The following is a 13,945-nucleotide window of genomic DNA, read 5'->3' on the forward strand; positions in this document are numbered from 1 at the left end:
TTCAATTGTCCAAAGTATTGTTACCAGGAAAGAATCAAAATGGATAACTCTGAAAAAACCACCCAATCTTCTCTAGAAGGTATCGCGATCGTCGGCATGGCGGGTCGCTTTCCTGGCGCGAAAAATGTTGATGAATTTTGGGAAAACCTGCGTGATGGTGTGGAATCTATTTCTTTCTTCTCGGAACAAGAACTAGAATCTTTCGGGATTGAGCCATCAGTCGTGCACGATCCTCGCTATGTAAAAGCCAGAGCGGTACTAGCAGATATTGAGTTGTTTGATGCTTCATTCTTTGGGTTGAATCCTAGGGAAGCTGAAATCACAGATCCACAGCACCGCTTTTTCTTGGAGTCGGCTTGGGAGGCTCTAGAAAATGCGGGCTACAACTCCGAAACTTACGAAGGTTCGATTGGGGTATACGCAGGCGCAGGGAGTTTCAATACTTATTTTTTGAATAACCTTTATCCTAATCGTCAGCTTAGAGAATCGGTTGGAGATTTCCAACTTACGATCGCCAATGAGAAAGATTTTCTGTCAACTCGCGTTTCTTATAAATTAAACTTGAAGGGGCCGAGTGTTACTGTCCAAACAGCCTGTTCGACTTCATTAGTTGCGATCGGCATGGCTTGCCAAAGTTTGCTAAATTACCAATGCGATATGGCTTTGGCTGGTGGCGTGTCTATAGGTGTCAATCAAAAGACAGGCTATTTTTATAAAGAGGGCATGATTCTTTCTCCAGACGGGCACTGTAGAGCTTTTGATGCTAGTGCACAGGGAACTGTTAGCGGTAGCGGTGTGGGAATTGTGGTTTTGAAAAGATTAGAGGAGGCGATCGCAGATGGAGATTACATTCATGCGGTAATCAAAGGTTGCGCTATTAATAATGATGGTGCTGTGAAAGCTGGCTACACAGCTCCTAGTATAGACGGTCAGGCGCAGGCGATCGCAGATGCCTTAGCACTAGCCGAGATTCCCCCTGAAACCGTCACCTATATAGAAGCTCACGGCACCGGAACACCCCTGGGCGATCCGATCGAAATCGCTGCGCTGACGCAAGCTTTCTCTGTGGAAACTAAGAAAAAAGGCTTTTGTGCGATCGGTTCGGCAAAAACCAATATCGGACATTTAGATACTGCGGCTGGTGTCGCTGGCTTAATCAAAACTGTCCAGGCTCTCAAACACCAGCTAATACCCCCTAGCTTGCATTTTGAACAGCCAAATCCTAAGATTGATTTTGCCAACAGTCCTTTTTATGTCAATACCCAACTTTCCGAATGGAAAGCAGGTAAATCACCCCGTCGTGCTGGAGTTAGTTCTTTTGGCATTGGTGGAACAAATGCTCATGTAGTTCTTGAAGAAGCGCCTCTTGTAGAAGCATCAGGAGAATCTCGCCCATCGCAACTGTTAGTTTTGTCGGCAAAAACTAGCTCGGCACTTGATAGTGCTACTGCCAACTTAAGCAAGTATTTGAAACAAAACACCGATGTAAATTTGGCTGATGTGGCTTACACGCTGCAAGTCGGTCGCAAGGCTTTTAACCATCGGCGCATAGTGGTTTGCAATGACAGCCAAGATGGTTTAACAGCCCTTGAGAATCTCGATTCAAAACGAGTTTTTACCAACTTCCAAGAGTCCAAAAATCCACCTGTCGTATTTATGTTTTCAGGACAGGGTTCCCAGTACATCAATATGAGCTTGGAGGTTTATCAAGTTGAACCAACATTTCGCGAACAGATGGATCTATGTTCGGAAATACTGAAACCTTACTTGGGCCTTGACTTGCGCCACGTACTTTATCCAAGCGCAGCAGAAGCAGAAGCAGCTACCAACCAACTAACACAGACTGCGATCGCACAACCTGCATTATTTGCGATCGAATATGCTTTAGCTAAATTGTGGATGTCTTGGGGAGTGCATCCTCAAGCAATTATTGGTCATAGCATTGGCGAATATGTAGCAGCTTGTTTGGCTGGCGTGTTCTCCTTGGAAGAGGGCTTATCCTTGGTAGCTGCACGAGGTAAATTGATGCAAGAACTGCCTGCTGGTTCCATGCTTGCAGTGCCACTTACAGAACAGCAAGTCAAACCCTTACTCGGCAATAAGCTGGATCTAGCTGCGATCAATGGAGCATCTCTAAGCGTGATTTCAGGTGCCATCGATGCCGTAGATGAATTGGAACAAAAACTAAAAGAAAAAGGTGTAGAGTGTCGCAGGTTGCACACATCCCATGCCTTTCATTCACAAATGATGGAGCCAATTTTAGAGCCATTTACCGAAGAGGTGAAAAAAGTCAAGCTCAAATCACCAAAAATTCCCTACATATCCAATGTTACTGGGAATTGGATTACAGCAGGGGAGGCAACAAGCCCCAGTTATTATGCTCAACACCTGCGTCAAACAGTAAGGTTTGCAGAGGGTTTACAACAGCTATTAAACCAGCCCAATCAAATATTGCTAGAAGTGGGCCCCGGACGGACATTGAACGCGCTAGCAAAACAACACCAAAATAAGCCATCTCAACAGATTATACTTTCTTCATTGCGCCATCCGCAAGACCAAAACTCAGATGTAGCTTTCTTACTTACTACATTGGGTCAACTCTGGTTAGGAGGAGTACAAATAGATTGGTCTCAATTTTATGCTGATGAGCAGCGTTATCGTCTCCCATTGCCAACCTATCCGTTTGAGCGCCAACGTTACTGGATTGAACCACCAGGAATCGAGCAACCGATTCAAATTGGATCTTTACCCGATGACAATTCCCCAAATGTAGATTCAGCACAACTCCATTCTCGGCCGAATCTACAAAATACTTATAGTGTTCCTAGAGATGAAACTGAGCAAACTATTGCTGCGATATGGCAAGAATTTCTGGGAATTGAGCAAGTGGGAATTGATGATGACTTTTTTGATTTAGGAGGGGATTCATTATTAGCAGTTCAACTAATAACTAAGTTAAACGAAAAACTGCAACAAAACTTGTCTCCCCACAGCCTGTTACAATCATCAACTATTGCAGCTTTGGCTGAATTAATTAAAGATGATTCCGGGTTGTCTGCGAGCGATAATCGGCAATCCCAGTCAGCTTCTGAGTCCTTATTAGTGGAGATTCGGCGGGGGAGTTTGAAACAACCTTTGTTTTTAGTGCATCCGGTAGGCGGACACGTTTACATTTATCGGGATTTGGCACGTTATCTCGCTTCAGAGCGGCCTATTGTGGGAATACAAGCACCTGCTGCGGTTGATGAAACAGATGCCTGTACTACTGTTGAGGAAATGGCGACTCGCTATATCGAAGCGCTGCGGATTCGCCAACCTGAAGGGCCCTATTTCCTAGGAGGTTCTTCCTTTGGTGGCACGGTTGCTTTTGAGATGGCGCAACAACTGAATGCGATCGGTCAAAAAGTAGCATTGCTAACTCTGATAGATACTCCTGGCCCCGGTCAAATGCCTGTTTTAGCGAGAGAAGATGATACAGCTATTCTGGTTTATATACTAGGTGTTGGTTTCGATCTGTCTCTTTCTTTGGATGTCCTCCAACAGCTTGAGCCAGATGACCAACTTCTCTACTTTTTGGAGCAAGTAAAGATTGCTAATAGGGTAGTTCCTCCCGATTTTGGATTGCCTGAAATTCGTGAGTTTCTTCATCTGTTTAAAGTACACGGTCAAGCTATGCGAAATTACATCCCTCAAGCTTATCCGGGTCGAATTATCTTTTTTCGTGCTAGCGAACAAAATGAAGTTAATCCTAAAAATCCTGAATTGCCATGGATTGATGTGGCTGGGGGAGGGATAGAGGTTCGAGAGGTACCGGGAAATCATATTACTATGAATTACCCTCCTCATGTTCAGGTTATGGCCGAACAACTTAGAGGATTTATTGATTAGGTAGGTACGTTGTTGGGCTTTAGCCCTCTTTCGGATCTCTGAAGCACAACAACGTGCCTTTCGGAGCTCCCAAGCCCAACAACGTGCCTTTCGGAGGGCTAAAGCCCAACAACGTGCCTTTCGGAGGGCTAAAGCCCAACAACGTGCCTTTCGGAGGGCTGAAGCCCAACAACGTACCTTTTGAGGGCTAAAGCCCAACAACGTACCTTTTATGTATGAATATCGGAAATTGACTTTAGAACAACGGGTGCAAATTGTTAATGAAAGGTTGGCTAAGGGATATCCTGCTCATTCTCCACCTCATCCAGTGCGAGATTTTGAATTTTATCATCTTACAGTTAGTTGTTTTGAGCATAAATCTCGGATTAATACTCAGGAACGCCGTCACCAACTTTTAGATTCAATTTTTGAGAAGTTTATTTCCGATGGTATCGAAATTAATGCTTGGGTAGTTTTACCAAATCATTATCATCTCTTAGTCCATCATGTTAATATGCGACGATTAAGTATGCTATTTCGTTCGATTCACGGCCCGTTGGCTCGACAATGGAATAGGGAGGATAATTTTACAGGTAAAGTGTGGTGTTCGTTTAGCGATCGCGCTATTCGTTCCGAAAGGCATTATTATACAACTATTAATTATATCAATTACAATCCTGTCAAACATGGCTGGGCAAAATCTCCTTATGATTGGTCAGCAAGTAGCGTACATTGGTATTTAGAGTATCAAGGAAGAGAGTGGCTAAGAAGTGCATGGACAGAATATCCGGTAAGAGATTATGGAAAAGGATGGGATGATTAAGGTACGTAGTTGCGCTTCAGCGCTCTGAGGTACGTAGTTGCGCTTCAGCGCTCTGAGGTACGTAGTTGCGCTTCAGCGCTCTTAGGGCTCGCATCCCAACAACATACCAAAGAATTCTTGGGGCTGAAGCCCAACAACATACCAAAGAGCTCTTGGGGCTGAAGCCCAACAACATACCAAATACTTATAATTGGAGAAATAATGGTTTTATACACAGAAAATACCCAAGCTGAAAACGAAAAATCATCGTCAGTGTTACTAGAAATGATGTATGGATTTAAAAAATCCCAGGCTCTTTTTGTAGCGGCTAAACTTGAAATAGCAGATATTCTGAGTGATGGTTCTAAGACTGCTGATGAACTTGCGGAAGCTGCTGGTGTAAATTCTCAGGGTATTTATCACCTGATGCGTATGCTGGTAAGTGTTGGTGTGTTTTCTATGGAAGATAATGACAAATTTTGCTTGAATGCTTTGGGCAAGCATCTCTTGACTGGTACTTCTGATTCTTTACGAGGTACAGTTCTGGCAATGGGTGATGAACTATATCAGGGATGGGGGAATTTATTGTACAGTATAAAGACGGGAGAAACGGCTTTTGAACATACTTTTAAGATGAGTTTTTATAGCTATTTGACGCAGAATTCTGAGGCGGCTATAAATTTCAATGAGTGGATGAAGGAGACAACAAGGGAGTGGCTGCTTCCGGTGCTTGAAGCTTATGATTTTTCTGGGTTTAAGATGCTTGTGGATGTTGGAGGGGGCATTGGAACTCTCACGGCTGTTATTCTAAATGCTAATCCCCAAATGCAAGCTATTTTGTTCGATCGCGAAGATGTGATTGTGGATGCACCTCAGGTTTTGCACGCGGCTGGAGTTGCAGATAGGTGTCAAGTCGTTGGAGGCAGCTTTTTTGAGGCGGTGCCGGGTGGTGGGGATCTTTACTTACTCTCTCGTGTGCTCCTCAATTGGGATGATGAGCGTGCTATTACAATTCTTAAAAGTTGCTATGAAGCTATGACAGCTAACGATCGCCTGCTGATTGTTGATTTTATGCTGCCTTCAGGCAAAATGTCCCCTTTTATTGGTATGGGTAGCCTAACTTTGTTTGTGATAGGCGGTACTTTTATGCGGAGGGAAGATGAATTTTATCATTTGCTTTCCTCTGCTGGCTTTAAGGTGACTGATACGATCGCCACAAAAGGCCCTGCAAGTGCGATCGAGGCTTCAACAGTTGACAGTTGACAGTTGACAGTTGACAGTTTAAAAGCTACCTCTACCTAAAAGTCAGAGGATTGGAGTAATGAATAGTCTGATTTTAATTTCTACGCCCAAGGGTTGCGACTTTCAACCAATTCTTTCTGGTAATATTCAATCCTAGTTAGCTACTCCTGTGAGGATTGAGTGGTTGAGACCGCTTGCGGACAAATGAAATGGGTAATTGATGGGAGATGATTTGAGTGCGGACTTCCTTCAGTCTTGTTGGGTAGAAAACTGGCGGGCGCCGATCGCAGAAAAGGCGATCGCAGCCACCAACAAAACAGGTACGCTGTACCAAGGAAACTTGCCGATATCGTAGGCAGCAGCCCTCAATCCAATGCTGGCATAAGTTAACGGTAACAGATAAACTATGCCTTTTAGGGCGATCGGTAGCGACGTGGGATCGAAAAAAGTCGCACCTAAAAATGACATCGGAGTTATCAGAAAATTGTTGTACAATCCGACTGATTCGAGAGATTTTACGTTTAAACCCACTATCACTCCCAGGCCCGCAAATACAGCGGAGTTGAGAATTATCACTAACAAAAATAGCGGATGCAAAAATACTAGCTTTTGAGTAAACACAACTGCTACTAAAATCACGGAAACCGAAGTTAGCAGTCCCCGCAGTATTCCGGCTAGCATTTTGCCTGCGTGCAAAGCTAGGGGGTGTACCGGCAGCAGTAGCAATTCCTCAAATGTTTTACTAAAAAGGCGTTCGCCACAAATAGAAAATACTGCGCCTGTAAAACTTACTGTCATCGATGAAAGTGCAACCATTCCCGGCAGCATGAATTCTAGATAATTGCCACCAATTGCCGGTTTAGGCATGGAACTGCCCAATCCGAAACCAAAAGCTAGAATGTAAATTAATGGGGATGTTAAACCAGCAGCGGCAATTGGCAGGATTCGGACTCGCAAATCTAGCCATTCTCCCCAAAACACGGTCATTGTGTCTGTTAGTAGAGTTTTAATTGAGGTTTGTTTCATGGTTGGGCGAGTTAAACAGTTGACAGTTGACAGTTGACAGTTGACAGCGAAGTGATAAGAACGGAGATTTAAACTCCGTTCTTATCACAATCTGCCGACCTGAGTAAAGGCTTCAAACCCCGGCTATTCGGTGATTTGCAGAATTGATATCGAGTCCTGTCAATTAACGGGAATAAATATTATATCATGTCCGATCGAATGATCGTACTAAGATTGGTTTGTAGTGAGGACTTTAGTCCGCATTTGGAGAGGACTAAAGTCCTCACTACAAACCTTTTGTATTGCGGGTAATTGAGCGGACACGATTTTACATCTCGATCATTATCAGGTTAAGCTGCCAAATAATCGAGGCTGCTGCACTGTTCTAACGATCGTACTAAGATTGGTTTGTAGTGAGGACTTTAGTCCGTGCGGGTAATTGAGCGGACACGATTTTACATCTCGATCATTATCAGGTTAAGCTGCCAAATAATCGAGGCTGCTGCACTGTTCTAACGATCGTACTAAGATTGGTTTGTAGTGAGGACTTTAGTCCGGATTTGGAGAGGACTAAAGTCCTCACTACAAACCTTTTGTATTGCGGGTAATTGAGCGGACACGATTTTACATCTCGATCATTATCAGGTTAAATTGCCAAATAATCAAGGCGGCTGCACTGTTCTAATTTCGTTTCTGTTAAAGGCAATTTGTCTGTTGCTACTTTTTCCTGTTCTCTGTTCAACCAAATTGCTTTTAAGCCTGCGGATTTGGCACCGCAATAATCGGCTTTGAAGCTGTCGCCGATATGCCAGACGTTCTCGGCTGTGCAGTTGTGTTTTTGTAAAGCTGCGGTGAAAATTTCCGCCTGGGGTTTGGCTGCACCAACTTCGGTGGAAATTGTGACTGATGTGAAATATTCTGCTAAATTGAGGGCTTTTAATACTGGATAAAGTCGCGAATCGAAATTCGAGACTACTGCTAATTCGATTCCTTGTTGCTGCCATTTATTTAATGCTGGGAATACGTCGGGATAGACGAACCAAGGTTCGGGGGTGGCAAAATGAGCGTAGAGTTCGGCAAAAAATTTGGGAAAGTCTGAAAATTGATTGAAAACGCCTGCTATTTGAAAAGCTTTTGCCGAAACTGCTAGCCACCACTCAAATTCTAGTTGGGGAATTTTTGCTGCTTCGATTCCTGGAAATGTCATCGGATTTGCTGAGGCGAAGCTTTGGTAAAATGCTGTATTTAAGTCTTTACTATTAACTGTTACTCCGAAGTTTTTGGCTAGTTTTGCGTAGACTTCGCCGACGCTACCGCGAACGTAAAATAGTGTGCCTGCTGCATCTAAAAAGATAATTTTTGTCATTGGTTAGAATAAATTTGAAAACGAGTAATAGAATACCGGGCGAATAGAATTCGCGTCTACACAAACAAAACCTGCCTCCGCAGGTTGAAGAATCAGAATAAGACTGGGCGAAGGTCATTAAGTTATTTTTTTCAGTCCGCGGAGGCGGACATAGTTTGTGTAGACGCGAATTCTATTCGCCGTCTTATCTATAGCCTTTCTCAAAAAGATGAGGTATAACTGACAGCTTACATAACCATTTAAATCAAGAGGGCCCAAGCCCAACAACGTACCTCATCTTTCTGATAACCGCTATATTACTTTTTCAGCAACTCCTGAATCGGCTTGCTAATCCAGTTGAAACCAACTTTTAGTTGGTGGTCAAATGTTGGCATTCGATAGAGGTAGGCTAGGCGGCGAGCAATGTGTGCTAGTTGTCCGTCGAGTTTGATTCCTAAACCTGTCAGGGTGGCTTCGTCTATTCCTAATGTCATCATTTCTCCTAGCGGCTGGTACCGGAAAGGTAGTAATGGTCGATCGCTCAACGAGGCCCATATGTTCCAGGCGGTGTAGTCAGCTTGTTGGAATGCTGTTTGCGCTGTGGATGGGATTTTTTGACCTGTTGCGTCGTGACATTCGGCTAAGTCTCCCAAGGCAAATATGTCTGGATGGTCGATGATTTGCATCTGGGAGTTAACTATTAATTGACCGCGGTGGTTTTGTTTCAGGGGGAGCGATCGCACTGCTTGACTAACTTGGGTTCCTACTGTCCACAATACTATGTCTACGGGAAGAACATCTAATTGTCCTTTGTAGAGCAAGGATATGGTGTGGGATTCGATCGCCTCTACTGCTGTTTCTAAGTCGATCCAGACTTTGCGTTTTTCTAATGCTTTGTTGGCGGCTTCGCGGTTGAACTCGGGTGATGTCCGCAAAATCGTGTCGCCTTGCTCGATTAATCGGACGCGACCTTTGTCTCCGAGTCGATCGGCTAATTTACAAGCTAATTCTACTCCCGAATAACCGGCGCCGACGATCGCAATCCTAATTTTGTCGGGGTTGCTAGCTTCGAGAAACCGCAGTCTTTCTTCCAAGCGGTAGGCGTCGTCGAGGCTGCGGAAGGAATAAGCGTATTCAACGGCTCCTTTTACCATATCTAGGGGTGTTTCGCCACCTAAAGCTAATACTAGGCGATCGCACGGAATTTCTGGCCCGTCGTGCAACTGCACTCGCTTGGACTCCACGTCGATGCCGGAGACTGTGCCTTGACAAAAGCGCACGCCTGTGTTTTGTAGGAGTTCGGCAAAGGGCGGGGCGATTTCCCAGGTTTGGAGTTCGCCGGTGAGGAGCTCGTAGAGTAGGGGAACGAACAGGAAGCGATCGCGACGGTCAACTAGGACTATTTCGGGTTTTTCGGTTTTGGAGAAGGGTAACTGACTCAAGCGGAGGGCTGTGTGGAGTCCGCCGAAGCCTCCGCCGAGAATGCAAATCCGGGGTTGTTGTTGAGTCATGGTTTTTGTTTGAGGGCGATCGGTAGCAAGGCAACTTATCTTATTGTAACGAGAGTGGAGGATTGGGGGAGCGGGAGAGTCGGGGATTGCAGGATTGGGGGAGTTGGAGAATTGGAAAAATTTTCCCCGAACATCCATCCGTTACATCCGTTATACAATCCCTTGCCGAACTGCCTTCTGCCTTCTACATAATATCCTTGATTAGCTCTGCCTATTAGTCGCCCTCAAATTTTTTGAATGTTCGGACAAGTAATTTTGTACTATATTAGTTGATAGCGTATTATTTCGCCAATTAAATTCACTTTTTATATAGGCATCTACTCTAACACTTGCCCCCGCAGTCACAAGTGAAAAAATCATGCAAATTTCCTCGAATTCTTCTAAATTTAAGAATGGCGATCGCCATAACGAAGACAGCTCATCTTTGTTAAGCAGCGAAGAACGATATAAAAATTTAGTAGCTAATATTCCCGGTGCTGTATACCGCTGCAACTGCGACTGGACGGGGCCCGACGGCGAATTAATACGGACAATGGCGTTTTTGAGCGAGGCTGTTCAAGAAATATCTGGCTATCCATCCTCTGATTTTATCAACGATCGCGTCCGTTCTTTTGCGAGCATTATCCATCCTCAAGACCGAAAAAACATGGAGGATGCTCTCAAAAAAAGTGTAGCAACTAGAACTCCGTATATCCTGGAATACCGCATTTTCCGGGCTGACGGCGAAATTAGCTGGGTTTACGAAAAAGGACAAGCTGTTTGTGGCGAGGGGGATGAGGCTAGAGAAAGACAAGAGGAACAAGAAGAAATTGAGGAATTTTTGTCGGGTGTAGTTTCGTCGGTTTCGCCGATCGCAAATTCTCCGTATCAGGTTGTCTATCTCGACGGAGTGATTTTGGATATTACTGAGCGCAAGCGCGCTGAGGAAAAGCTGCGAAACACTCAAGATTTTCTGAATGCGGTACTGCAAAATCTGCCGGTTAGCGTCTTTATTAAAGATGCGGTGGAAAAAAGATTTATTTATTGGAATACTGCTAGCGAAGAATTGTTTGGCTATTCGAGCGACGAAGTGCTGGGAAATAATGCTGCTGACTTGTTGGAAGCCGATCAGGCAAATTATTTCCAAGCACAAGATATAGAAGTATTTGCCACGGGAAAAGAGGTTGATATACCAGAAGAAATCATCCAACTTCCGCACCGGGGAAAACGGATTTTGCACACAAAAAAAGTTCCTTTGTTTGACGCAGATGGCTCGCCTAAGTACATTCTGGGTATTTCTCAAGATATTACCGAAAGCAAAAAAACTGAAACAGAATTGTCGCGCTTGGCGATCGTGGCTCAAAAAACGCAAAATGGTGTGATTATTACTGATGCTCAAGGCTGCATTGAATGGGTGAATGAAGCATTTACTCGGATTAGCGGTTACGTGTTAGAAGAAATGCTGGGAAAAAAACCGGGTGATGTGCTGCAAGGCCCTCAAACAGATCCGTTAACTATTGCTGAACTGCGATCGGCTTTGGATACAGGCGAGCCGTTTAATCAGGAAATTTACAATTACAGGAAGGATGGAAAGGGTTATTGGGTGGCGCTTTCGATCGCCCCAATTTATCGAGAAACCGGGGAACTTGAAGGTTTTATTGCGGTGGAAACTGATATTACCGATCGCAAACAAGCTACTGAATCTGTCAGGGAAAGCGAGAGTTATTACCGCTGCATCGTCGAAACTGCTTCGGAGGGCGTTTGGATGTTTGACGCCGACAGCAGCACGACTTTTGCGAACGGTCGGATGGCCGAAATGCTGGGGTATACTGTGGAGGAAATGCTGGGGCGATCGCTATTTGAGTTTATCGATGACGAGGCTCGGGAAATAGCCGAAAGTTATGTAGAGCGCAGGCGGCAAGGCATTCGCGAACGCCACGATTTTCAGTTTACCCGCAAAGATGGCTCTCACTTGTGGGCGATCGTCTCAGCGACACCAATGTTCGACGCTGAGGGCGAATTTGCCGGGGTTTTGCGGATGATTACCGATATTAGCGATCGCAAACAAGCCGAAGCAGAATTGCGCCAAACTCTCCAAGAATTAGAATTTGAAAAATTTGCCTTAGATCAATCGGCAATTGTCTCAAATACCAACGAATTCGGCGTTATTACCTACGTCAACGATCAATTCTGCGAACTGTTTAAATATTCTCGGGAAGAATTGAACGGCAAAACCCACAAACTTGTCAATTCCGGCTATCACCCAACTGATTTTTTCAAGCAGCTTTGGTCAACAATCCGCCAGGGAAATGTTTGGCGGGGAGAAATGAAAAATCAAGCTAAAGACGGCAGATTATTCTGGTTGGATACTACGATTGTACCTTTCTTAAATTCTCGGGGAGAACCCCATCAATATGTAGCAATTCGCAAAAATATTACCGATCGCAAACAAGCCGAAGAAGCAGTGCGGCTTTCCGAAAGTCAATTGAGGACTAAAAATGAAGAATTAGCGAAAGCCCTGCGGGACGTGCATAAAACTCAAAGCATGATGGTTCAAAATGAAAAAATGGTAAGTTTGGGGCAATTAGTAGCTGGCGTCGCTCACGAAATCAACAATCCAGTTAGCTTCATTTACGGCAACGTCATGCACGCTGACGATTACTTTCAAGACTTGCTAAAAATGCTGAAACTTTACCAGTGCGAATACCCGGAACCAACAGAGGCAATTCGAGAAGAAATAGATGATATAGATTTGAAATTTCTGCTCAAAGATTTGCCAAAGCTATTAAGTTCAATGAAAATGGGAGCCGAGCGAATTCGCCAGATTGTGCTGTCACTGAAGAATTTCTCGCGATTGGATGAAGCAGAACAAAAACAGGTGGACATTCACGAAGGGATTGACAGCACTTTGTTGATTTTGCAGCACAGGTTGAAAGAAACAGCAGGACATCCGAAAATTACGCTGGTTAAAGAGTTCGGCAATTTGCCCCGCTTACAGTGTTATGCAGGACAGTTGAATCAGGTATTTATGAATATTATTGGCAATGCAATTGATGCTTTGGAAGAGGCAATGGAAACCGGAAAGTGGGGCGACGGGGAACAGGCGTTTATTCCTTCTTGTCCTTCGCCGACGCTGCGGATTTGTACTGAGGTAAAATACGAACAGGCTGCTGTTTGTGCTGATTCTATTCGCCGTCCTGCTTATATTGTGATTCGGATTGCTGACAACGGGCCGGGGATTCCGATAGATGTTCATGAAAGGCTGTTCGATCCGTTTTTTACTACGAAAGAACCGGGGAAAGGTACTGGTTTGGGGCTGTCTATCAGTTATCAAATTGTGGTGGAAAAGCACGGCGGGCGGCTGAAGTGCAATTCCGCACCGGGTCAAGGTACGGAATTTGCGATCGAGATTCCTGTCGCTAGAAGTTAGCGGTAAAATTGGAAATTATGAGTTATAATTCCATAGATCAGACGGCGGTTGAAACCGCGTCTATACAAACAATGTCCGCCTCCGCGGACTGAAGAAGATAATGTATTTTAACCGCATTGCATTCAACCCGCGGAGGCTGGTTTTGCTTGTCTAGAAGCGGTTTCAACCGCCCAGTTTTCTAGGTTATTGACTTATGAATTATAACGTAATTTACGACGGCAATTGCAATCTCTGCGTCACCTTGGTGCAGTCACTTGAAAATCTAGATCGAGGCCAGAAATTTGAGTATATTTCCATGCAAGATTTAGAGGGATTAAAGCGGTTTAATATAACTGCTGAGGATTGCGAAATGGGGATGATTTTGATAGATAAGAATAATCCCGAAAAACGCTGGCAAGGTAGCGATGCAGCCGAGGAAATCGGGCGGATATTGCCTGCTGGCGAGGTATTTGTGGCAGCTTACCGGGCAATGCCGGGAATGAAGTGGATGGGCGATCGCCTGTACGAACAAGTGCGCGATAACCGCTATACTTTGTTTGGCAAGCGATCGACAACTTACAAATCGGCTTATCCAGTGGGCTGTAGGTCGATCGACAATTGCGACACTCAAGACTTAAAATCAGGTTCGTAGTGAGGACTTCAGTCCTCTCCATCTGTGGTTCGTAGTAAGGACTTCAGTCCTCTCCATCTGTGGTTCGTAGTAAGGACTTCAGTCCTCTCCATCTGTGGTTCGTAGTAAGGACTTCAGTCCTCTCCATCTGTGG

At 44.6% G+C, this 13,945-nt stretch carries 8 protein-coding genes; 5 read left to right on the plus strand and 3 right to left on the minus strand.

Translation table 11 applies throughout. The features are described 5' to 3' along the window. Nucleotides 1-39 precede the first annotated feature (39 nt). The 3 genes from QZW82_RS20530 (at nt 40) to QZW82_RS20540 (ending at nt 5,932) form a co-directional block, all read left to right on the plus strand. The gene (locus QZW82_RS20530; protein ID WP_293151978.1) at nt 40-3,888 is read left to right on the plus strand and encodes a beta-ketoacyl synthase N-terminal-like domain-containing protein; all 3,849 of its coding nucleotides are present in this window, start codon (nt 40-42) and stop codon (nt 3,886-3,888) included. A gap of 211 nt (nt 3,889-4,099) precedes the next feature. Further along, the gene (locus tag QZW82_RS20535; RefSeq protein ID WP_293151981.1) at nt 4,100-4,690 is read left to right on the plus strand and encodes a transposase; all 591 of its coding nucleotides are present in this window, start codon (nt 4,100-4,102) and stop codon (nt 4,688-4,690) included. Nucleotides 4,691-4,891: 201 nt separating this feature from the next. After that, on the plus strand, nt 4,892-5,932 hold the full coding sequence (locus QZW82_RS20540) for a methyltransferase (protein WP_293151984.1): 1,041 nt from the start codon (nt 4,892-4,894) through the stop codon (nt 5,930-5,932). Nucleotides 5,933-6,160: 228 nt separating this feature from the next. Here QZW82_RS20540 and QZW82_RS20545 read toward each other — a convergent pair whose 3' ends face one another. The 3 genes from QZW82_RS20545 to QZW82_RS20555 form a co-directional block, all read right to left on the minus strand. Next, on the minus strand, nt 6,161-6,937 hold the full coding sequence (locus tag QZW82_RS20545) for an ABC transporter permease (protein WP_293151987.1): 777 nt from the start codon (nt 6,935-6,937) through the stop codon (nt 6,161-6,163). Between the two features lie 625 nt (nt 6,938-7,562). Next, on the minus strand, nt 7,563-8,282 hold the full coding sequence (locus QZW82_RS20550) for an HAD-IA family hydrolase (protein WP_293151990.1): 720 nt from the start codon (nt 8,280-8,282) through the stop codon (nt 7,563-7,565). A 296-nt stretch (nt 8,283-8,578) separates the two neighbouring features. Then, nucleotides 8,579-9,772 (minus strand): NAD(P)/FAD-dependent oxidoreductase, encoded by a 1,194-nt coding sequence (locus QZW82_RS20555; protein ID WP_293151993.1) that lies wholly within the window; start codon nt 9,770-9,772, stop codon nt 8,579-8,581. A 358-nt stretch (nt 9,773-10,130) separates the two neighbouring features. Here QZW82_RS20555 and QZW82_RS20560 point away from each other — a divergent pair, with 358 nt between their 5' ends. Both QZW82_RS20560 and QZW82_RS20565 read left to right on the plus strand, forming a co-directional pair. Next, complete coding sequence (locus tag QZW82_RS20560; RefSeq protein WP_293151996.1) at nt 10,131-13,181, plus strand: PAS domain S-box protein; 3,051 nt, start codon at nt 10,131-10,133, stop codon at nt 13,179-13,181. A 193-nt stretch (nt 13,182-13,374) separates the two neighbouring features. After that, nucleotides 13,375-13,812: a DCC1-like thiol-disulfide oxidoreductase family protein gene (locus QZW82_RS20565; protein ID WP_293151999.1), complete on the plus strand. Its 438-nt coding sequence runs from the start codon at nt 13,375-13,377 to the stop codon at nt 13,810-13,812. Nucleotides 13,813-13,945: the final 133 nt, after the last annotated feature.

The sequence above is a fragment of the Microcoleus sp. bin48.metabat.b7b8b9.023 genome (genome assembly GCF_013299185.1).
Lineage (GTDB): Bacteria > Cyanobacteriota > Cyanobacteriia > Cyanobacteriales > Microcoleaceae > Microcoleus.

Bases quoted from the DNA above. Each gene is read 5' to 3' on its own strand.
- QZW82_RS20550 (WP_293151990.1), bottom strand. From the start codon at position 8,282: ATGACAAAAATTATCTTTTTAGATGCAGCAGGCACACTATTTTACGTT.
- QZW82_RS20560 (WP_293151996.1), top strand. From the start codon at position 10,131: ATGCAAATTTCCTCGAATTCTTCTAAATTTAAGAATGGCGATCGCCAT.
- QZW82_RS20530 (WP_293151978.1), top strand. From the start codon at position 40: ATGGATAACTCTGAAAAAACCACCCAATCTTCTCTAGAAGGTATCGCG.
- QZW82_RS20540 (WP_293151984.1), top strand. From the start codon at position 4,892: ATGGTTTTATACACAGAAAATACCCAAGCTGAAAACGAAAAATCATCG.
- QZW82_RS20565 (WP_293151999.1), top strand. From the start codon at position 13,375: ATGAATTATAACGTAATTTACGACGGCAATTGCAATCTCTGCGTCACC.
- QZW82_RS20555 (WP_293151993.1), bottom strand. From the start codon at position 9,772: ATGACTCAACAACAACCCCGGATTTGCATTCTCGGCGGAGGCTTCGGC.
- QZW82_RS20535 (WP_293151981.1), top strand. From the start codon at position 4,100: ATGTATGAATATCGGAAATTGACTTTAGAACAACGGGTGCAAATTGTT.
- QZW82_RS20545 (WP_293151987.1), bottom strand. From the start codon at position 6,937: ATGAAACAAACCTCAATTAAAACTCTACTAACAGACACAATGACCGTG.